A 20,628-nucleotide genomic window follows, 5' to 3' on the forward strand; every position below is an offset into this window, starting at 1 on the left:
CCGGCCGTTATGGGTCGGGTCGCCCGGCGACGGCTAGTCGCTGAGGGTACACCACACCGGCGTGTGGTCGCTGGCCTTTTCCCGGCCGCGCGGCGCCCGGTCAATGTCGGCGCCGTCCAGACGGTCGGCCGCCGCCGGCGACAGCAGCAGATGGTCAATGCGGATGCCATTGTCCTTCTGCCAGGCGCCGCCCTGATAATCCCAGTAGCTGTAGGCGATGGTGTCCGGGTGGACGGCGCGATAGGCGTCGGTCAGGCCGTGGTGAAGCAGGGTGCGTAAGGCGGCCCGGCTTTCAGGGCGAAAAAGCGCATCATTCTGCCAGGCAGCCGGGTCATGGACGTCGCGCGACTCGGGAATGACGTTGTAGTCGCCGCCCAGGACGAAAGTTTCTTCACCGGCCATCAGATGCCGCACATGGCCATCAAGGCGGGCCAGCCAGGCCAGCTTATAGTCGAACTTTTCACCGGGCGCGGGATTGCCATTGGGCAGATAGATCGCCGCCACCCGCACGGCCGACGGCCCGTCGCCGATGACCGCCTCGGCATAGCGCGCCTGGAGGTCGTCCGTGTCGCCGGGCAGGGTGGAAAGACCCGGCGTCATGGGCAGGCGTGAGGCAATGGCCACGCCGTTATAGGATTTCTGACCGACCACATGGAGGGCGTAGCCGCGGCTTTCAAAAGCATCGCGCGGAAAGGTCTCGGCAACCGTCTTGATTTCCTGCATCAGCAGGACATCAGGGCCGGCCTCGTCAATCCATTCAACCACCCGCTCTATGCGGGCGCGCAGGGAATTGACGTTCCAGGTGGCGATCTTCATAGGTCGCAGGGACTCCGCCGCCAGGTGCGGGCTGGTCCCGAACTCAGCCGATGGCAAAGGACGTGCCGCAGCCGCACGATGACTTGGCCTGGGGATTACGAATCTGGAAGGCGGCGCCGATCAGGTCGTCGACGAAATCCACTTCCGAGCCGGCGAGAATATCCAGCGACATGGCATCCACCAGGACAACCGCGCCGTCGCGTTCGAAACGCACATCATCGTCCGCGACCTGGGACTCAAGCGAGAAATCATAGCGAAAGCCGGAACAGCCGCCGCCGTTGACGGCGATGCGCAGCATGGACGGACCGGATTCCGCCTCGACAATTTGTCGGATGCGTCGGGCCGCCGAGGCGGTGACCACGATCGCCGGCGCCGCGGCCGGGGTATCGCCAGGTGAAGCGGCGGCCGGGTGGTCGTGTTGAGTCTGGCTCATGGGGCAATCCGGTAGGAAAACGGCGTTGGATGCTATGTAGGCGGTCCGGCAGTCCGGGTCAAACGCGCATTGAAAGCGGGCCGGCATAGATATAGCGTCCGGTCCATGCCGCCGCCCCAAGATGCGCCAACGCCCGATGATCGCTCCGCGCTTCTGGCGCCTTATGCGTGCCGCCCGCAGCACAGCCGCGGGCGGCTGTATGCCGAGGCGGAGAGCCCCGGCCGGTCGGCCTTCCAGCGTGATCGTGACCGTGTGGTCCACTCCACCGCCTTTCGCCGGCTTCAATACAAGACCCAGGTGTTTGTCTTTCACGAGGGTGACCATTACCGCACCCGCCTGACCCATTCGCTGGAGGTGGCGCAGATCGCCCGTTCCGTCGCCCGTCGCCTGGGCGGTCATGAGGATCTGGCCGAGGCCCTGGCGCTGGCCCATGATCTTGGCCATACGCCATTCGGCCATGCCGGCGAGAGCGCGCTGAACGAAGCCATGGCCGACCATGGCGGGTTCGATCACAACGGCCAGACCCTGCGTATCCTGACGCTGCTGGAGCGGCGCTATGCGGCGTTCGACGGCCTCAATCTGACCTGGGAAACCCTGGAAGGGGTGGTCAAGCACAACGGCCCGCTGATCGACCGGGCCGGTGGCGATACGTCCGGGCTGGCCTATGCCATCGCGGCCTACGCCGCCCGGCATGACCTGCAACTGCATACGCATGCGGGCCTGGAGGCGCAGATCGCCGCTCTCGCCGACGATATAGCCTACAACAATCACGATCTGGACGATGGCCTGCGGGCCGGCCTGTTCAGCGTTGCCGACCTGGCGGAGCTGCCGCTGGCGGATGCGGCGGTGGCGGAGGTGGTGGAGCGCTATCCCGATCTGGAGGCAGGCCGTCTGGTTCATGAGACGGTGCGCCGGCTGATCAACCGCATGGTGGCCGACATGATCGACGAATCCCGTCGCCGGCTGCAGGAGCTTGCCCCCCAGTCGCCTGATGCCATTCGGCAGGCGGCGAGGCCGGTGGTGGCGTTTTCAGGTGAGATGACGGACGCAGTGCAGTCGGTCCGCCGCTTCCTGTTCGCCCGGATGTATCGTCATCCGGTGGTCACCGAGCGCACGGACGTGGCGCGGCAGGTGGTTCGCGATCTGTTTGAGGCCCTTAACAGCGACCCGACCCGCTTGCCAAACGAATGGGCAGCCCTTACCGATGGCGCCGCCAGCACGGAGCAGGCGCGGCTGGTCGCCGACTATATCGCCGGCATGACTGACCGCTTTGCCTTCCGCGAGCACGAACGCTTTTTCCCCGACCGCCGGCCGGCTGGCCGGTGGGACGCCTGAGCCAGCCCGACGCCATGGACCCCTTTCATCATTTGCGGCGCCAGTTGAACCAGGTGATTGCCTCGCTGGTGGCGGCCGGCCGCCTGCCGGACGGCCTGGACCTGGCGCGGGTGACTGTCGAGCCGCCGCGGGAGGCCGGCCACGGCGACATGGCTACCAATGCAGCCATGATTCTGGCCAGGCCGGCGGCCATGGCGCCGCGCGAAATTGCCAACATGCTGTGTGAAGGACTGCAGGCGTTGCCGGAGGTGGCGGCGGCCGTGGTGGCCGGGCCGGGCTTCGTCAACGTGCGGCTGCGCGACTCGTTCTGGCTGAGCCAGGTGGCCGACATCCTGCAGGCGGGCCGCACCTATGGCCGGTCCACCACCGGCCAGGGGCAGACGGTCAATGTGGAGTATGTCTCGGTCAATCCGACCGGGCCGCTGCACATCGGACACGCCCGCGTCTCGCTGGTCGGCGATGTGCTGGCCTCGCTGCTGGAGGCCACCGGCTACAGGGTGACCCGGGAATACTACGTCAACGATGCCGGGGCGCAGGTTGATGCACTGGCGTGGGCGACGTACTGGCGCTATCTGGAGGCGCTTGGCGCGCCGATGGACGCGGCGGCCTTTGGCGCCCTGACGCCCACCGGCCAGCTTGAGTATCAGGGCGACTATCTGGTGCCGGCGGGACAGGCCCTGGCGGCAGAACACGGCGACAGCCTGGCTGACAATAGGGGCGGCAGCCCAGGGCCGGCCGGCGCCGGCGTGTGGCTGGCGACGGTACGACCGTTTGCGGTGGCCGCCATGATGGATCTGATCCGCCGCGACCTGGACGAGCTGGGCGTGCGCCATGAGGTGTTTACGTCGGAGCGGGCCATTGTCGAGGCCGGCAAGGTGGAGGCCGCCTGTGCCCGGCTCGAGGCCAAAGGCTTGATCTATCGGGGCGTGCTGGAGCCGCCCAAGGGCCAGGTGCCGGACGACTGGGAGGCGCGCGAGCAGACCCTGTTCCGCGCTACCCGCTTCGGCGACGACGTGGACCGGCCGCTGCGCAAGTCCGATGGCGGCTGGACCTATTTCGCACCGGACATCGCCTATCACCTGGACAAGGTGGAGCGCGGGGCGACAAGCCTGATCGACGTCTGGGGGGCGGATCATGGCGGCTATGTCAAACGTATGCAGGCGGCCGTCGCGGCGCTGACCGACGGTGCGGTGACGCTGGACATCAAGCTGTGCCAGCTGGTCCGCCTGCTGGACGGTGGCGAGCCCATGCGCATGAGCAAGCGGGCCGGCAATTTCGTCACCCTGCGCGATCTGGTGGAGGAGGTGGGGCGCGATTCGGTGCGCTTCATGATGCTGACCCGTCGCAATGACGCGCCGCTGGACTTTGATCTGCAGAAGGTCAAGGAGCAGTCGCGCGACAATCCGGTGTTCTATGTGCAATACGCCCACGCCCGCGCCTCGTCGGTGCTGCGCCACGCCGCCAGCGAGATGACGGCGATAGACCTGTCGCCGGCGGCGCTGGCGGCGGCCGACCTGACACCGCTGACCGACCCGGCGGAGCTTGACCTGATCCGCCAGATGGCCGGCTGGCCGCGCACCCTGGAAGGAGCGGCGGAGGCGCACGAGCCGCATCGCGTGCCCTATTATCTGTATGATCTTGCCAGCGGCTTCCATGTTCTGTGGAACAAGGGGCGGGATGATGCGGGACTTAGATTCTTATTGCCGGACGATGTGCCGGCGACCCGGGCGCGGCTGGCCCTGGTCAGCGCCCTCAGGCTGGTGATCGCGGCCGGTCTTGAGGTGATGGGAGTGACCGCGGCGGAGGAGATGCGCTGATGGCGCTGGATGATGATCGACACGACAGGCGGGATGACGAGAGTGGCGAGCGTCGCCGTCTGTTTACCTGGGCAATCGCCGCCGTTCTGGTCGCCGCGTTCGGCGGGCTGGTGTGGTACGCCTATGGCCTGGTGAGCGGCGGCGCGGATGATGGCGCGCCGCCGATGATCACGGCCGACGAAACGCCGGAAAAGGTGCGCCCGGCGGACCCTGGCGGGCTGGATATCGCCAATCAGGATTCCACCGTGTTTGAGCGGATTGACCCGGAAAGCGGGGAGAGCAGCGTCGAGCAATTATTGCCGCCGCCAGCCGAAGCGCTGCCCCAGCCGGCGGCGGCCGGCGAGGATGGGGAGGGCGGGCCGGAAGTGCCTGACCTACCCACGGCGGAGCAGGTCGCCGAGGGTGCGTTGCTGCCGCCGGCCAGTGCGGCGGCGGACGCGGAAACCGAAGCGGTGCTTGCCGATATTGCCGAGGCAGCCGAGGCTGTGGACACGGCCGGGCAAACCGGCGGTGCAAGTAACGCGGCCACCGTCACGGCGGCGGAAAGCGGCGCCGCGACAGCGACCGAGACAGCGACCGGGACGGCGGCGGCGAGCGCCTCCGCGACGGCCATCGGCACCGTGAATACGGGCACGGCAAATGGCGCCGGGGCCTGGCGCATTCAACTGGCCGCGGTGCGCGAGGAGGATCGCGCGCGCGACGAATGGCAGCGGATGCAGGGCAAATATCCGGCCGTGCTGGGTAGCCTGACCCTGCACCTGGAGCGCGCCGACCTTGGTTCGCGGGGCGTCTTCTGGCGCATCCGGGCGGGCGACTGGGCCGACAAGGCGGCGGCGGAACAGGCCTGCGAAGCCCTGGCGGCGCAGAATCAGGCCTGTCTCGTGATCAGCCGCTAGATCCTGGTATGGCGGTCAGCGGTGATCGTGCGCCGGTCATCTTCTCGTGCGAAGGCGAACGACTGACGGCGGAGGAAAGGGCGTTCTTCACCGGATTGCGGCCGGCCGGGTTCATTCTGATGGGACGCAATTGTCGCGGGCCCGAGCAGATTAGGGACCTGATTGGCGAGCTGCGTGATTGCGTCGGCGACAGGTTGACGCCGGTCCTGGTCGATCAGGAAGGCGGTCCGGTGCAGCGGCTGCGGCCGCCGGCATGGGCGGACCTGCCGTCCCCGGCCGATCTTGGCGATCTGTATGAGGCCGATCCGGGCAACGGGCTGACGGCAGCCAGGCTGCACGGCCGGATCATCGCTGGCCAGCTTGCGCCGTTGGGGTTCACCGTGGATTGCGCGCCGACCCTGGACGTGCGGCAGGCGCAAACCCACCACTTTCTGGTGCGGCGGGTATTCGGTAATACGGCCAATTCGGTCATGGCCCTGAGTCGGGCCTGGCGTGAGGGGCTGGAGGACGGCGGGGTTTCGCCGGCGATAAAGCACGCGCCGGGACATGGCCGGGCAACTGCCGACAGCCATGAGGCGTTGCCGGAGGTGGCGGATAGCGATGACCGGCTGGCGATTGATCTGGCGCCTTTTGCCGCTCATCAGGATGCGCCTTGGGTGCTGACCGCACATATCCGCTATCCGGCGTGGGACACGCGCGAGCCGGCAACATTCTCTACCGCCGTCATCGGCGGCATCCTGCGCCGCCGGCTGGGCCTGCGGGGCGTGGTGGTGAGCGATGACCTGAATATGAACGCGCTTGGCGGCAGCCTGGCGGAGCGAGCGCAGCGGGCCCTGGCGGCCGGTTGTGACCTTGCCCTTCACTGCAAGGGCGATCTGGCGGAAATGAGCGAAATCGCGATGGCGCTGCCGACCATGAGTGCGGCGTCGGCCAGGCGTCTGACGGCGGCGCGGGATTATCAGGCGCGGCTGACCGTGGCACGACGAGCGGAAGAAGCGGCGGCGCCGGCTGAACGGCTGGCCGCCCTATGGCGGTTGATGGGCCGCGATGCCGCCCAATGACTGGTTTCTTCGCCACACCCGTGCCGCTAAGGTGGGGCCGGCGGTCAGCCTTCGGGCTGGAATGGCCGCACCGCGCAGACGGACCACGGGCAGACAGCTACGGGGGCAGGCCGGGGCCATGACAGGCGACGACACGGCAAACGACAACCCAGAGGCGGCGGCCGGCGGCGCCACGCCGCCGCAGTTGCGCGTGGTCGGCGAGGGTGAAACGGCGGCCGGCGGACGGTCGGCCGGCTTTGCGGAAGATGACCCGGCGGCCGTGGACGGCGGCGATCTGGTGCTGCTGCTGGACGGCTATGAGGGGCCTATCGATGTGCTGCTGGCCCTGGCCCGCGAACAGAAGGTGGATTTGGTTCAGATTTCGATCCTGGACCTGGCCGAGCAGTATCTGAAGTTTGTGGAGATCGCCCGCCACCACCGGCTGGAGCTGGCGGCGGACTATCTGGTGATGGCCGCGTGGCTGGCTTATCTCAAGTCCCGCCTGCTGTTGCCGGTGGAGGACGAGGAGGACGGGCCGAGCGGTGAAGAACTGGCCGCCGCCCTGACCTTCCGTCTGCGTCAGCTTGAAGCCATGCAGGAAGCCGGGCAAAAGCTGTTGGCGCTGCCACGTCTGGGGCGCGACGTTTTTCGACGGGGCCAGCCGGAAGGCATCCGCGTCATCAACCACCCGGTGTTTCAGCTAAGCCTCTATGACCTGCTGCGCGCCTATGGCAACCAGATGCGGCGGCGCGACCCCGGCATCATGCACTTCGACGCGGGCGATCTGACCAGCATGGACGAAGCGATCCAGCGGTTGAGCCGCGTCCTGCCGGGGCTGGCCGACTGGACCAGCCTGTCGAGCCTGATTGCCGGCGCCGGCGGCGCCAGCCCGCTGGGGGTGCGCTCCGTCATGGCCTCCAGTTTCGCCGCCAGCCTGGAAATGGTGCGCAGCGGCCGGGCTGAAATCCGCCAGGACCGTCAGTTCGGCGATATCTTCTTGCGCGCGCGTAATCAGTCGGCCTGACCGGAGCGGGGATTTTGAAACCATGACGACTTCAGTTGACCCGCTGCGCCTCGCCGAGGCCGTCCTGTTCGCGGCCGAGGAACCGCTGGACGAGGCGACGTTGCAGGCCCGGCTGCCGGACGGCACCGATCTGTCGCAGGTCCTGGCTGATCTGGCGGCGCGCTATGCCGGCGCCGGGGTCAATCTGGTCAAGGTCGGCGGCCGCTGGACCTTTCGCACGGCGGCGGATCTGGCGCCCTATCTGGAAGTGGAAAAGACGGTCAGCCGGCGGCTGTCCCGGGCCGCGGTGGAGGCGCTGGCCACGCTGGCCTACCACCAGCCGGTCACCCGGGCTGAAATCGAGGAAATCCGGGGCGTTGCCCTTAGCCGGGGAACGCTGGACATCCTGCTGGAGACCGGCTGGATCAAACCCGGCCGCCGCCGCCGCACGCCGGGGCGGCCAGTAACCTGGCTGACCACCCCCGCATTTCTGGAACATTTCGGCCTGGAGTCCATCGACGACCTGCCGGGCATGGAAGACCTCAAGGCCACCGGCCTGCTGGCGCGCCAGGTGCCCATGGGCCCGGAGGTCGGCGGCGGCGACGCAGCCGACGAGCTTGCCGAGCCGGCCGAGGATGATGAAGACGGTAGCGAGGGGCCCGGCGGCGACCCCTTCGACGACGCACTGATGGATGACGGGGAGGAGAGCGAAGGCGACGCGACGCCGCTCACTTCCGTTCGTGAACGATAAGCTTTCAAGGTTAAAAATCAGACTCTTGTCACATATATCTATACTGATATTTCAGAATGACTAAGAACCAGCACAATGTGGTGGCGCTGAGCGGGCAGAAACAGCGGCCGGCTATGGCGGAGCGGGCCAGCGGTTTGTCGCTGGAGTCCGTACAGCACCGCTATGGCGCGTTCGAAGCGGTGCGCGGTGTCAGCCTGGCGGTAGGCGTCGGGGAGCTGGTTTGTCTGCTTGGCCCGTCAGGTTGTGGCAAGACCACGCTGCTGCGGCTGGCCGCCGGGCTGGAGCGGTTGCAGGCGGGACGGGTCCTGATCGGCGGCACGCTGGTGGCCGATGGCCGGACCGACACACCGCCGGAACATCGCGGCGTCGGGCTGGTGTTTCAGGACATGGCCCTTTTCCCCCACCTGTCTGTATGGGAAAATGTGGCGTTCGGCCTGCGCCGCCTGAAGTCCGGTGAGCGGCGGCAGCGGGTGGGTGCGACCCTGGAACGGGTGGGCATCGCCGACCTTGCCGCGTCTTTCCCCCATATGCTGAGCGGCGGCCAGCAGCAGCGCGTCGCCCTGGCCCGCGCCCTGGCGCCGCAACCGCGGATCATGCTGCTGGACGAGCCGTTTTCCGGCCTCGACGCGCGGCTGCGTGATCAGGTGCGGGACGATACCCTGCACCTGTTGCAGGACAGCGGCACCGCCACCCTGCTGGTTACCCATGATCCGGAAGAGGCCATGTTCATGGCCGATCGCATTGCGGTGATGCGCGAGGGGCGCTTGGCCCAGGTGGGGCGGCCGGCGGACCTGTATCTGCGGCCGGCATCGGATTTCGTGGCCCGTTTTTTCGGCGAGGTCAACCGGATCGACGGGATGGTAATCCAGCGCTTTGTGGCAACGCCGCTGGGCCCGGTCGCGGCACCGGATCTGGCGGATGGTACGCCAGTCCAGGTGCTGATCCGGCCAGAGGGCCTGCTTTTGACCGCCGCCGAGCCCGGGTCATATACCCAGACTCAGTCCGGCGGCGGGCTGCCGCCCCGTGTGGCGCAGATTCAGGCCAGCCGCCTGTTGGGACGCACGTCACTGGTGCATCTGTCGCTGGATGTGGCGGATGATGGCAGCGCAACGCCGCTCCATCTCCATGCCCGGGTGCCCGGTGTCTATGACCGGATTGCCGGCGCACACGTGGCGGTAACCATGAACCCGGCCCATACCTTTGTCTTTGCGCGGGACAGCCAGCATGATCGCCAAGGGCGGCCGGGCGAGGTGGGCGGCGGCGGCGGAATGGCGGCCTCGCGATAACGTGCCGCGCGGACGCGTTGCTCCGGCCCCGGCTTTCTGTCATTGTTGGCGCTTAATCTCTTGAGGAAACGGGAGTTTTTCCCATGAGTATTGGTATCTGGCAGGTCGTTCTGGTGCTGGCGATCATCCTTATCATCTTCGGCGCGGGCAAACTGCCGCGGGTGATGGGTGACGTGGCCAAGGGCGTGAAGAGCTTCAAGTCCGGCATGCAGGACGAGGGCGACGAGGCGCGTGACGCCAAGACCGTCTCCAAGCAGGTGCCATCGGACAGCCCGGCTCCGGCCGCGTCGACGACGACCGAGAAAAAGGAAACGGCGTAGTCCGGACACGCCGCGGCGTCCCACGCCACGGCTTCGCCGGCATGCCGTTAATCGGCAGGGCTCCCGATGCTTGACCTGGGCTGGGCGGAACTGGCGGTTATCGCCATCATCGCCATCATCGTGATCGGTCCGCGCGAGTTGCCGCGCGCGTTCAAGACCATGGGCTATTGGAGTGGCAAGGCGCGCCGGGTCATGCGTGACTTCCAGAACTCCATCAATGATATGGCCGAGGAAAGCGAACTGAACGAAGTGCGCAAGCAGATCGAGTCGGCGTCCAGCGTCAATATGGGCAAGCGGCTGGAGAAGTCGATCGATCCCGATGGCAGCCTGGCGGCGACCACCCGTTCACTGTCCGGGCGGTCATCGTCGCTCGCAGCCGCACCGTCCGCCGGTGCTACGCCGGCAGTGGGTGCCGCTACTCCCGCAGCGGGCGCAGCGGCCGCCGGCACCCTCGGCAAAGCCTCGCCGGCCAATGGCCAGGCGGCGGTCGCCGGTAACGGTCAGACTCCGCCGGCGCCCGGCGGCGGCCAGACCGCGCCCGGCAGCGGCGAGTCCCGGGCCGCGCAATCCAGCCGGCCACAGGCTGGCGGCTGACCGGCCGCTTCGGCCAGCCGGACAGGCGGCCGGAAGGAACCCTTTGACACCCGGACCCGTGCAACCGACAGCCATGCGATGACCACCGAGGACGCCCCCGTCACCGATCGGCCAATGCCGCTGCTGGCGCACCTGCTGGAGCTGCGCAACCGCCTCATGTGGGCGGTGGGGACGTTGTTTATCGCCTTTGTCTTCTGCTTCATTTTCGCCAATCAGATCTTCGCCTTCCTGACCCAGCCGCTGATTGATTCGTTCGGCGAGAATGTAGAGAACCGGCGAATGATCTTCACCGCCTTGCAGGAGTTTTTCTTCGTCAAGGTCAAGGTCGGCTTCTTCGGCGCGTTCTTTCTGTCCTTTCCAATCATTGCCGGCCAGTTGTGGATGTTCGTGGCGCCGGGGCTCTATCGCACGGAGAAACGGGCCTTCCTGCCGTTCCTGCTGGCCACACCGGTGCTGTTCGTGGCCGGTGCGGCGCTGGTCTATTACGTAGTCATGCCGCTGGCGTGGGGCTTTTTCCTGAGCCAGGAAACGCAGTTGGCCGGCGGCGTGGAAGTGCAGCTCGAGGCGCGGGTCGGCGAGTATCTGTCCCTGGTGATGAAGTTCATCATCGCCTTTGGCGTGGCCTTCCAGTTGCCGGTCCTGCTGTCGCTGCTCGGGCGCGCCGGTATCGTCACCTCGGTCGGTCTGGCCAAGAAGCGGCGCTATGCCATTGTCATCGCCTTCATCGCCGCGGCCATCCTGACGCCGCCCGATCCGCTCAGCCAGATCAGCCTGGCCTTGCCGATTCTGGTGCTTTACGAGGTTTCGGTTTTCGCCGTGCGTCGTATCGAGAAGGGTCGCCTGCGCCGCCAGGAAAAGACCCTGAAAGAGGACGAGGGCGGCGACGAGGACGAGGACGAGACCGACTTCAACAGCTAGGCGCGGTCAGAGCCGCCACCCGGGCTGCCGCGGGGCCGCCGCCAGGCTGGCCCGCCCGGGCTCCATGGCGCGGCAGGTTAGCGGCCGGCGTCCGGCAACAGGGGCCTTGCACCGGTCCGGCGGCCATGCCATCGAAGGGGTATGCATGACCTGCGATGGATTCGCGAACATCCTGAGGATTTCGACGCCGGCCTGGCCCGTCGCGGCCTGCCGGCCATGGCGGCCGATGTGCTGGCCCGTGACGAACGCCGCCGCGCCGCCCTGACCGAAGCGCAGGTGCTGCAGGCCGCGAAGAAAAAACTGAGCCGGGAAATCGGCCAGGCCAAGGCCCGCGGCGAAGACGCCTCGGCATTGCTGGCCAATGCCGGCGCCGGTGATGAACGGCTGATGGTTGTGGAAGCGGAAGCCGACGCCCTGGCCACGGAAATCACGGGCCTACTGGCTGGTATTCCCAACCTGCCGGCGGACGACGTTCCGGTTGGCGCGGATGAATCGGCCAATGTGGAATTGCGGCGCTCCGGCCAGAAGCCGGCACTGGACTTCCCGCCGCAGCAGCACTTCGAGATCGGCGAACGGCTCGGCCTGATGGATTTCGAGACCGCGGCGCGCATGTCCGGCTCACGTTTTGTGGTCCTGAGTGGCGGCCTGGCCCGCCTGGAGCGGGCGCTTGCCCAGTTCATGCTGGACCTGCATACGGGCGAGCACGGCTATCGGGAGATCAATGCCCCCCTGCTGGTCCGCGAGAACGCGTTGTTCGGTACAGGCCAGCTCCCGAAGTTTGCCGATCAGCAGTTCGTCACCACCGATGATCGCTGGCTGATCCCGACGGCGGAGGTTTCGCTGACCAACATGGTCGCCGAGCAGATTGTGCCCGAAGACGAGCTGCCGCTGCGCATGACCGCCTATTCGCCTTGTTTTCGCAGCGAGGCGGGGGCTGCCGGCCGTGATACGCGGGGCATGATCCGCCAGCATCAGTTCACCAAGGTGGAGATGGTCTCTATCGTCCGTCCGGCGGAGTCCGAGGAGGAGCTGGAGCGCATGACCGCATGTGCGGAAGAAGTGCTCAAGCGGCTTGGCTTGCACTACCGGGTGGTGGTTCTGAGCAGCGGCGACATGGGCTTTTCCGCCCGCCGCACCTATGACCTGGAAGTATGGCTGCCGGGACAGGATATGTTCCGCGAAATATCAAGCTGTTCCACGTGCGGCGACTTTCAGGCGCGCCGCATGAACGCCCGCCTGCGTCCGGCCGACGGCAAGGGGACGCAGTTCGTCCACACCCTGAACGGCTCCGGCGTGGCGGTAGGGCGCGCCCTGGTGGCGGTGCTGGAGACCTATCAGCAGGCGGACGGCAGTGTGCGGATTCCGGCTGTGCTGGAGCCCTACATGGGCGGTGTCACACGGCTGGAGCCGGCGGCGTGATCCGCAAAGCCACGACGGCCCGTGCCGTCGGGGGCGATAAATCCGCCGTTCAGAAAGAGCATGATCGCGGGCTGCGCATCCTGCTGGTCAATGACGATGGCGTCCACGCCGACGGCATCAAGGTGCTGGAGAAGATCGCCCGCACCCTTAGCGACGATGTGTGGGTGGTTGCGCCGGAAACCCAGAAAAGCGGCGCCAGCCACTCCCTGACCGTGGACGCGCCGCTGCGCGTGTCGTCCCATGGCCCGCAGCGCTTTGCGGTCAGTGGCACGCCCACCGACTGTATGCTGATCGGCAGCCGTCATCTGGTTGAGGGCCGGCCGCCGGACCTGGTCCTGTCGGGCATCAACGAGGGCAGCAATCTGGGCGAGGACGTATCCTATTCGGGCACCGTCGCCGCGGCCAAGGAGGCGACCCTTCTTGGCATGCGCGCTATCGCGCTCAGCCAGGAACGGGACAGCAAGGGGCGGCTCGACTGGAAGGCGGCGGAGCGCCATGCGCCGGACCTGATCCGCCGCATCATAACGCTCGACTGGGGCAAAGGCGTTCTGGTCAATATCAATTTCCCGGCGCGTCCGCCAGGAGACGTGAAGGAGGTGCGGATCGTCAGTCAGGGGCGGCGCGACCTGCAAATCGCCATCGACCGTCGCACCGACCCGCGCGGTCGCGACTATTTCTGGATTCTCGATCGCACCGGCGGCACCATGGGCAAAGGCACGGACCTGGCGGCCATAGAGCAAGGGGCCATTGCGGTTACGCCGTTGCACCTGGACCACACCTATCGCCCGGCCCTGGCGCGATTTCGACAGCATCTGAACGGCGCGATCACATGACCGGCCACGCCGCGGACAGTGACGGTGTGAGCCAGCCCGATCCGGCCCGGGTGGCGCGGCTGATCATGACGCTCCGCCAGCACGGAATCAGCGATATGGCGGTCCTCAAGGCCATGGAACAGACGCCGCGTGACTTGTTCGTGCCCGAACATTCACGCGAGCGGGCGTGGGAAGACACCTCCCTGCCTATCGGCGAGGATCAGCGTATCAGCCAGCCCAGCGTGGTGGCGATGATGACTCAGGCACTGGGCGTCGGCCCGCGCGACAAGGTGCTGGAGATCGGCACCGGCTCCGGCTATCAGGCCGCCGTGCTGGCCCATGTGGTGCGCCGGGTCTACACCATCGAACGCCATCGCAGCCTGATGCGTCAGGCGCAGATCCTGTTCAACCAGCTGGGCCTGTCCAATATCGTTACGCGGGTTGGCGACGGCTCCACCGGCTGGCCGGAACAGGCGCCCTTCGATGGCATCATCGTCACCGCCGCCGCCGATGTCGTGCCGACGGCCCTGATTGAGCAATTGCGGGACGGTGGCGTTCTGGTGGTGCCAGTGGGACGACAGCACAGCGACCAGAGTCTGGTGCGGATTACCCGGACCGGAGAGACCTGGCGCGAGGAGCCACTGACGCCGGTCAGGTTCGTCCCGCTGGTGTCGGATCGTACGGTGGATTGACGGCGATGGCCGGTGCCCTGATGGCCGGTGTCCTGCGGGCCTGGCGCCGCGCCTGCCTGGTCACCGCCTGTGCACTGCTGGTCCTGGCCGCCTGTCTGCCGCTGCCGGCGGTGGAGCAGGACGCCCGCACGCGGCCGCTGCAGCCGACTGCCGCCACGGCGTCAGGGGTCTCTGGCGGGGGACCTGGCATGGTGGTGGTGCGCTCGGGCGATACGGTCTATGCCCTGGCCCGGCGCTTCGGCGTATCGCAGCGCGCCCTGATCGAGGCCAACGGCCTGCGCCCGCCCTTTCGTTTGAGCGCCGGGCAGAGCCTGACGGTGCCGACCCCGACCACCTACCGGGTGCAGGCCGGCGATACGGTCTATGGCATCGCCAACCGGTTCGGCGTCGATCAGGTTTCCCTGGCGCGGGCCAACGGCCTTGGTGCCGAGGCCCGTATTCAGGTTGGCCAGCTTCTGACCCTGCCAGCCACGGTGGTGACCTCCACCACGTCCCTGACCGGCGATGCCGCGCAGTCCGAGAGCGCCGCGGCGTCCATTGCCGTGGCTGCCCAGACGCTGGACAGCCTGGAACCGGAAGCAGCCGAGAGCGTGGTTGTCGCCACCACACAGCCGGCCCAGAGCGCTGCCGCAACCGATTCCCTGGCCAATGGCTCGGCGGGCATCACCCCTGCGGCGGGCCAGGGGCTGCCGACGATCAGCGTGGCGACCCGGCCACGCGCAGCGGTGAGGGGCCCGCTGGCCGATCCGCCGGCCCGCGCCGGGACCTTCCTGTGGCCGGTGGAGGGTCAGGTGGTCGCCCGCTTCGGGCCTGGTGAAGGCGGCCTGCAGAACGATGGGATCAACATCCGCGCGGCGCGCGGCACCCCTGTGCTGGCGGCCGAGAACGGCACGGTGGTGTATGCGGGCAACGAAATCCGGGGCTTCGGCAATCTGGTGCTGATCCGACACGCCGATGGCTGGCTCACCGCCTATGGCCACAACGACGTGCTGGCGGTGCGACGGGGCGACGTGGTGCGGCGCGGTCAGACCATCGCTCGCGTCGGCTCCACCGGCAATGTAGGTGAGCCGCAACTGCACTTTGAAGTGCGGCGGCACTCGCGACCGGTCGACCCGGCGGACGTCGGGCTGACCCGCCCGCCCTGATTGCGGCGGACCCGGCCCCCTGGCGGGGTTAGCCATGCAGATGCGGCCGGCTGTCAGTCCAGAGTCTGGCCCAGCCGCCCGGCCAGATCCTGAATGTATTGCCAGGCAACCCGGCCCGAGCGGGCGCCGCGGGTGACCGACCATTCCTTCGCCTGCGCGTGCAGACGGTCCGCCGGTATGTCCAGGCCGAAACGATCAGCATAGGCGGAGACCATGGCCAGATATGTTGGCTGGTCCACCGCGTGAAAACCGATCCACAGGCCAAAACGGTCGGACAGGGAGATTTTTTCCTCACCGGCCTCGCCGGCGGAGATGGCGCTGGCGTCCTCGTTCTCGATCATGCGCCGGCTCATCAGGTGGCGGCGGTTGGACGTGGCGCAGAACAGCACGTTGCCGGGCCGGCCTTCGACGCCGCCCTCCAGAACGGCTTTGAGCGACTTGTAGCTGGCGTCACTGCTGTCAAAGGACAGGTCATCGCACAGCAACAGGAAGCGGCCGTTTTTCTGACCCAGGAGGCGAAGCAGGGCGGGCAGGGATGGGATATCCTCACGGTGGATTTCCACCAGGTGGAGGACGCCGGGGTGCTCATGGGCGACGGCGCGGGCCACCGCCTTGATCAGCGAACTCTTGCCGGTGCCGCGCGCGCCCCACAGCAAGGCATTGTTGGCCGGCAGTCCGGCGGCGAACTGGCGCACATTGGCCAGCAGTAAATCGCGCTGCCGGTCGATACCGACCAGCAGATCGAGAGCCACAGCGTTCATGCGAGGAATCGGATGCAGGCGGCCCGCTGCCGGCTCCCATAGCCAGGCGTCGGGGGCGTCGGGGGCGTCGGGGGCGTCGGGGAGGGTGTCAGAGGCGGCGGGAGCGGCGCCCGATGGGGCGGCAGCAGTGTCGCCGGCCGAGCGATTCAAGGCGGCGGCGATGCGCTCCAGCGCCGCCAGCACACGCATGTTGAGGGCGAAGTCATCCATCGCCGGGACGCTATCACAGGGCCGGCAGCGGCACAGCCAGTCATGGCCCCCGGGAGATGGCCCCCGGGAGATGGCCCCCGGGACATGATGGCCAGCCATTTGGGCGAGCCGGCGAGGGAGCCGATGCGGCAGGGCGCTGCCGGGCGTGTCAATTGGCAAGGGCGGGGCGGGCTGATAAGGTCCGCGCCAGATTCCGGCCGGTTGCGCCGGCCGAGAACCGGCCCCACCAGGCCCCAGCCGTCCCAGCTCCCCAGCCGTCCCAGCGGCCAATGACACCCCGGAGACTTGCCCATGTTCATTTCGCCCGCCCTCGCCCAGGACGCCGCCGGAGGAGCCGGTAGTGGTTTCATCAGCTTCTTGCCGCTGGTCCTGATCTTTGTCGTCTTTTATTTCCTGCTGATCCGCCCACAGCAGAAGAAGATGAAGGCCCACCGGGAGATGGTGCAGGCCCTCAAGCGTGGCGACCGCGTTGTCACCGGCGGCGGCATCGTCGGCCAGGTGACCCGTGTCACCGGTGATGCGGAAGTGCAGGTGGAGATCGCCGAGGGCGTTCGCGTCAGCGTCATGCGCGGCACCATCACCGATATCCTGTCGCGCAGCGAGCCGGCCGACAGCGGCGGCGGCGGCAATGCCGCTTCCGGCCCGGTCAGCGGACCCAGCAATGACCAGGGCAAGGGCGGTATCATCAACCGTCTGATGGGCCGCTAGGCCGCTGTCCGGGCCCGCCAGCCAAGCGCGGTTTTGACGCCAAGCGATGGTCTATCTCGCTCCCTGGAAGGTAGCCGTGACCCTTGCTGTGCTGCTGGCCAGCATCATCGTGGCGGTGCCCAATGTGCTGCCGCGCAGTGTGGTGGACAGCCTGCCGTCCTGGCTGCCGGCGCGGCAGGTGGTTCTGGGGCTCGATCTGCAGGGCGGTTCGCACTTGCTGCTGCGGGTCGAGACCGACAGTGTCGTCAATGACTATCTGGACAGCGTGGTGGATCTGGTCCGGGCCAGCCTGCGTGAAGATCGGATCGGCTATCGCGGGCTTGGCGTGGCCGCCGGCAGGGTCCGCCTGACCCTGACGGACCCGGCGGAAGGCGATGCGGCGATGACGCTTCTGCGCGCCATCGACCACGACCTCAGCGTGGAGCGGCAGGGCGACGCCATCACCGTAAGCCTCAGCCAGGAAGCCGCCGACGCCAGGGCCAGCAACGCGGTTAGCCAGTCCATCGAGATCATTCGCCGGCGGGTTGACGAGTCGGGCACGACCGAGCCCTTGATCCAGCGTCAGGGCGCCGACCGCATTCTGGTGCAGCTTCCCGGCGTCGACGACCCCGAGCGCATGAAGAGCCTGCTGGGGCGTACCGCCCGCATGACCTTCCATCTGGTGGATGAAGAGGTGACCGCGGCAGACATCGCTGGTGGACGAGTGCCCGCCGGACGGCTGGTCCTGCCGGTGGAAGGAGCCGGGCAGCAGGAGGCCGGACGGCTGGCCATCGAACGGCGAACCCGGGTCAGCGGCGAAAACCTGACGGACGCTCAGGCGACATTTCACCAGGGCCAGCCGGTGGTCTCGTTCCGCTTCGATTCCCTGGGCGCACGGCAGTTCGCGACGATCACCACAGAGAATGTGGGCCGCCGCTTTGCCATTGTGCTGGACGAGAGGATCATCTCCGCACCGGTCATGCGCGAGCCGATCCTGGGCGGCAACGGCATTATTTCAGGATCCTTCAGCGCCCAGGAAGTGCAGGATCTGGCCCTGCTGCTGCGCGCCGGCGCGCTGCCCGCGCCACTGACGATCATCGAGGAACGCACGGTCGGCCCCAGCCTCGGATCCGACTCGATTTCCGCCGGCAAGCTGGCGGCGGGCGTCGGCCTGGTCATCGTGACCGGCTTCATGCTGGTGACCTACGGCCGTTTCGGCCTGTATGCCAATATCGCCCTGGTCAGCAACATCATCCTGTTGTTCGCCGTGCTGACCGCCCTCAAGGCGACACTGACGCTGCCGGGTATTGCCGGCATCGTGCTGACCATGGGCATGGCGGTGGACGCCAATGTGCTGATCTTCGAGCGCATCCGCGAAGAGCTGCGGCTGGGCCGCAGTCCCATCCAGGCGGTGGACGCGGGCTTCAGCCGGGCCATGGGCACGATTATCGATTCCAATCTGACGACCCTGTTCGCCACGCTGTTTCTGTTCATATTCGGCTCCGGCCCGGTGCGCGGCTTCGCCGTCACCCTGTCGGTCGGCATTCTGACGTCGCTGTTCTGCGCGTTCATGGTGTCGCGGCTGCTGATTGTGCGGTGGCTACGGGCCAGGCGGCCCAGCACCCTGACGCTGTAGGATCACCATGGCACTGCACCTCATCCCCGACGACACGCATGTGGGTTTCATCCCGCGGCGGCGTCTGTTCTATGCCTTGTCCATCGGCCTGATCCTGGCGTCGGTGGCGCTTCTGGCGGGGCGCGGCCTGAACTTCGGCATCGATTTCGCCGGCGGCATCGTGCTGGAGGTGGAGACCGCGGGGCCGGCTAATCTCGGCCAGTTGCGCGCCGACCTGGGCGGGCTTGGTCTTGGGGCGGTGTCATTGCAGGAGTTCGGGCGGGAGGATGTTGTGCTGATCCGCATTCAGCGCCAGCCCGGGGGCGACGAGGCGCAGACCGCAGCACTGGAGGTGGTGCGGGCCGCCCTGGAAGGCGATGTGGCGGACTATCGACGCACGGAGCTGGTGGGACCGACCGTCAGCGCCGACCTGATCCGCGACGGCATCATCGCCTTCACCCTCGCCATGCTGGCGATCCTGATCTACATCTGGCTGCGCTTCGAGTGGCAGTTTTCCGTCGCCGCCATCATTGCCCTGTGCCATGACGTGGTCATCACGCTCGGCGTGTTCTCACTGATGGGCTGGCAGTTTGACCTGTCCACCGTCGCGGCGGTCCTGACCATCGCCGGCTACAGCATCAACGACACGGTGGTGGTGTTCGACCGGGTGCGTGAAATTCTACGCAAGTATCGGCGCATGGAGTTAGGCGAGTTGTTCGATAAGGCGATCAACGAGACCCTGAGCCGGACGGTGATTACGGCACTGACCACGTTGCTGGCGGTCATCGCCCTGATCGCGCTGGGTGGCGAGGTGATCCGCGGATTCGCCAACGCCCTGCTGCTGGGCGTCGTCATCGGCACTTATTCGTCGATCTGCCTGGCAGTCCCGCTGCTGCTGATTTTCGGAGTCGGTGACCGCACCGCCGGGTCCGGCGGCAATGCGGCGGGCGAGGCCGCTTCCGGCGCCGACACCGACGCAGAGCCGGGCTGAACCCGACACGCCCCATGAGCGATGATGCCAGCCGCCGTGGCGACATGAGCACACGCCTGGCCAGGCTGGCAGCGGACGGCCGGTTGACCATAGACAGTGTTGGACCCGGCCGCTTCCACCTGGCCGGGCAGCGGGTGGACGGAGGCATTCTGCTGACCCCCAGCGGCTGGCGGTCCTGGCCCATAGACAGTCTGGATGGAATCGAGCCGACGTCGCTCATTGCCGCCCTCAGCGGACTGGGTGGGGCGGACGTGCTGCTGATCGGTTGCGGCGCGCGGCTGGACGCCTCGCCGGCCGGCCTGGTGGCGGCGCTGCGCAAGGCGGGGCAGATCGCCGATGTGATGGCGACCGCGCCGGCCAGCCGCAGCTATAACCTGATGGCCAGTGAGGGGCGGCGTGTCGCCGCCGCGCTCATGGCGCTGCCGGTGGACGGGGCAAGCGCCGCGCCGGACAAGAAAGAGGCGGGGCCCGAAGGCCCCGCCTGATGTCATTCTGGATCCGGTACGGATCAGGAAATGACGTAGAGACTCTGCGCCGCCACCATGAAGTAGAGCATGGGGATGGACAGCAGGGTGTTGGTCCGCGAGGCCAGCATGGCGGTCCTGGCGGATGACGCCTTGGACGCGTCATCGGCCTGCACCATGCCCAGGGCCCGCTGCTGGTTCGGCCAGATGATGAACCAGACATTGAAGGCCATGATCAGGCCGAGCCACATGCCGAAACCGATGGCCGTATGGCCAACGCCGCCGGTGCCGGTGAGGCCGATCAGGAGTGCATCCCAGATATAGCCGTTCATCCAGGCCAGAAGCAGGCCGAAGACGACCGTGGACAACGCGGCCCAGCGGAACCAGAAGAGGGCGGTCGGCGCGATGACCTTGCTGATGGCCGGGCGCTGCTCCGTCGGGATCTTCGGCATGCTCGGAATCTGGACGAAGTTGAAGTACCAGAGCAGACCGATCCACATGACGCCGGAAATGACGTGCGCCCAGCGGACCATGAAGGTCCACCATTCAACACTGACAAACTCACCCATACCCATATGCATTGCCCCTTCCACAGCGGGCCTCCCCTCTTGTTAGAACCGTGT

General features: G+C 67.2%; 22 protein-coding genes. 18 read left to right on the forward strand and 4 right to left on the reverse strand.

What is annotated here, in order from left to right; translation table 11 throughout:
- Positions 1 to 33 precede the first annotated feature (33 nt).
- A complete protein-coding gene (gene xth / locus RIE31_09975; GenBank protein MEQ8640911.1) occupies positions 34 to 816 on the reverse strand; it encodes an exodeoxyribonuclease III in 783 nt (260 codons plus the stop codon).
- A 43-nt stretch (positions 817 to 859) separates the two neighbouring features.
- Positions 860 to 1,249: an iron-sulfur cluster insertion protein ErpA gene (erpA, locus tag RIE31_09980; protein MEQ8640912.1), complete on the reverse strand. Its 390-nt coding sequence runs from the start codon at positions 1,247 to 1,249 to the stop codon at positions 860 to 862.
- A gap of 105 nt (positions 1,250 to 1,354) precedes the next feature.
- On the opposite strand from erpA, the gene RIE31_09985 reads away from it, so the two are divergent.
- The 14 genes from RIE31_09985 (at position 1,355) to RIE31_10050 (ending at position 15,277) form a co-directional block, all read left to right on the forward strand.
- Complete coding sequence (locus RIE31_09985) at positions 1,355 to 2,584, forward strand: deoxyguanosinetriphosphate triphosphohydrolase (protein MEQ8640913.1); 1,230 nt, start codon at positions 1,355 to 1,357, stop codon at positions 2,582 to 2,584.
- Between the two features lie 14 nt (positions 2,585 to 2,598).
- The gene (argS, locus tag RIE31_09990; GenBank protein MEQ8640914.1) at positions 2,599 to 4,401 is read left to right on the forward strand and encodes an arginine--tRNA ligase; all 1,803 of its coding nucleotides are present in this window, start codon (positions 2,599 to 2,601) and stop codon (positions 4,399 to 4,401) included.
- Positions 4,401 to 5,297 carry an SPOR domain-containing protein gene (locus RIE31_09995; protein MEQ8640915.1) on the forward strand — a complete coding sequence of 299 codons (897 nt, stop codon included), beginning with the start codon at positions 4,401 to 4,403 and terminating at the stop codon, positions 5,295 to 5,297. The genes argS and RIE31_09995 overlap by 1 nt, the downstream gene beginning before the upstream one ends.
- A gap of 8 nt (positions 5,298 to 5,305) precedes the next feature.
- Entirely contained in the window at positions 5,306 to 6,358 is a 1,053-nt protein-coding gene (locus tag RIE31_10000) for a glycoside hydrolase family 3 N-terminal domain-containing protein (protein ID MEQ8640916.1), read from the forward strand.
- A 118-nt stretch (positions 6,359 to 6,476) separates the two neighbouring features.
- Positions 6,477 to 7,361: a ScpA family protein gene (locus tag RIE31_10005; GenBank protein MEQ8640917.1), complete on the forward strand. Its 885-nt coding sequence runs from the start codon at positions 6,477 to 6,479 to the stop codon at positions 7,359 to 7,361.
- Between the two features lie 22 nt (positions 7,362 to 7,383).
- Positions 7,384 to 8,091, forward strand: coding sequence for an SMC-Scp complex subunit ScpB (gene scpB, locus RIE31_10010; GenBank protein MEQ8640918.1), 708 nt, complete (start codon positions 7,384 to 7,386; stop codon positions 8,089 to 8,091).
- Positions 8,092 to 8,147: 56 nt separating this feature from the next.
- Positions 8,148 to 9,377, forward strand: a complete 1,230-nt coding sequence (locus RIE31_10015; GenBank protein ID MEQ8640919.1) for an ABC transporter ATP-binding protein — start codon at positions 8,148 to 8,150, stop codon at positions 9,375 to 9,377.
- 83 nt (positions 9,378 to 9,460) lie between these two features.
- The gene (tatA, locus tag RIE31_10020; GenBank protein MEQ8640920.1) at positions 9,461 to 9,697 is read left to right on the forward strand and encodes a twin-arginine translocase TatA/TatE family subunit; all 237 of its coding nucleotides are present in this window, start codon (positions 9,461 to 9,463) and stop codon (positions 9,695 to 9,697) included.
- 66 nt (positions 9,698 to 9,763) lie between these two features.
- Complete coding sequence (gene tatB / locus RIE31_10025; GenBank protein MEQ8640921.1) at positions 9,764 to 10,291, forward strand: Sec-independent protein translocase protein TatB; 528 nt, start codon at positions 9,764 to 9,766, stop codon at positions 10,289 to 10,291.
- A 78-nt stretch (positions 10,292 to 10,369) separates the two neighbouring features.
- Positions 10,370 to 11,209 (forward strand): twin-arginine translocase subunit TatC, encoded by an 840-nt coding sequence (gene tatC / locus RIE31_10030; GenBank protein MEQ8640922.1) that lies wholly within the window; start codon positions 10,370 to 10,372, stop codon positions 11,207 to 11,209.
- 141 nt (positions 11,210 to 11,350) lie between these two features.
- On the forward strand, positions 11,351 to 12,628 hold the full coding sequence (serS, locus tag RIE31_10035; protein ID MEQ8640923.1) for a serine--tRNA ligase: 1,278 nt from the start codon (positions 11,351 to 11,353) through the stop codon (positions 12,626 to 12,628).
- Between the two features lie 71 nt (positions 12,629 to 12,699).
- Positions 12,700 to 13,461 carry a 5'/3'-nucleotidase SurE gene (gene surE, locus RIE31_10040; GenBank protein MEQ8640924.1) on the forward strand — a complete coding sequence of 254 codons (762 nt, stop codon included), beginning with the start codon at positions 12,700 to 12,702 and terminating at the stop codon, positions 13,459 to 13,461.
- Positions 13,458 to 14,132: a protein-L-isoaspartate(D-aspartate) O-methyltransferase gene (locus tag RIE31_10045; protein MEQ8640925.1), complete on the forward strand. Its 675-nt coding sequence runs from the start codon at positions 13,458 to 13,460 to the stop codon at positions 14,130 to 14,132. The genes surE and RIE31_10045 overlap by 4 nt, the downstream gene beginning before the upstream one ends.
- A 5-nt stretch (positions 14,133 to 14,137) precedes the next feature.
- Complete coding sequence (locus RIE31_10050; GenBank protein ID MEQ8640926.1) at positions 14,138 to 15,277, forward strand: peptidoglycan DD-metalloendopeptidase family protein; 1,140 nt, start codon at positions 14,138 to 14,140, stop codon at positions 15,275 to 15,277.
- Positions 15,278 to 15,330: 53 nt separating this feature from the next.
- Here RIE31_10050 and RIE31_10055 read toward each other — a convergent pair whose 3' ends face one another.
- Positions 15,331 to 16,248: an ATP-binding protein gene (locus RIE31_10055; GenBank protein ID MEQ8640927.1), complete on the reverse strand. Its 918-nt coding sequence runs from the start codon at positions 16,246 to 16,248 to the stop codon at positions 15,331 to 15,333.
- 291 nt (positions 16,249 to 16,539) lie between these two features.
- Here RIE31_10055 and yajC point away from each other — a divergent pair, with 291 nt between their 5' ends.
- The 4 genes from yajC (at position 16,540) to RIE31_10075 (ending at position 20,026) form a co-directional block, all read left to right on the forward strand.
- Positions 16,540 to 16,956 (forward strand): preprotein translocase subunit YajC, encoded by a 417-nt coding sequence (gene yajC / locus RIE31_10060; protein ID MEQ8640928.1) that lies wholly within the window; start codon positions 16,540 to 16,542, stop codon positions 16,954 to 16,956.
- Between the two features lie 76 nt (positions 16,957 to 17,032).
- Positions 17,033 to 18,571 (forward strand): protein translocase subunit SecD, encoded by a 1,539-nt coding sequence (gene secD, locus RIE31_10065; GenBank protein MEQ8640929.1) that lies wholly within the window; start codon positions 17,033 to 17,035, stop codon positions 18,569 to 18,571.
- 7 nt (positions 18,572 to 18,578) lie between these two features.
- On the forward strand, positions 18,579 to 19,541 hold the full coding sequence (secF, locus tag RIE31_10070) for a protein translocase subunit SecF (protein MEQ8640930.1): 963 nt from the start codon (positions 18,579 to 18,581) through the stop codon (positions 19,539 to 19,541).
- A 14-nt stretch (positions 19,542 to 19,555) separates the two neighbouring features.
- The gene (locus tag RIE31_10075; protein ID MEQ8640931.1) at positions 19,556 to 20,026 is read left to right on the forward strand and encodes an Mth938-like domain-containing protein; all 471 of its coding nucleotides are present in this window, start codon (positions 19,556 to 19,558) and stop codon (positions 20,024 to 20,026) included.
- 23 nt (positions 20,027 to 20,049) lie between these two features.
- On the opposite strand, the gene RIE31_10080 is transcribed toward RIE31_10075, so the two are convergent.
- A complete protein-coding gene (locus RIE31_10080; GenBank protein MEQ8640932.1) occupies positions 20,050 to 20,574 on the reverse strand; it encodes a urate hydroxylase PuuD in 525 nt (174 codons plus the stop codon).
- Positions 20,575 to 20,628: the final 54 nt, after the last annotated feature.

It is taken from the genome of Alphaproteobacteria bacterium (genome assembly GCA_040218575.1).
In the GTDB taxonomy this organism is placed as follows: domain Bacteria; phylum Pseudomonadota; class Alphaproteobacteria; order JAVJRE01; family JAVJRE01; genus JAVJRE01.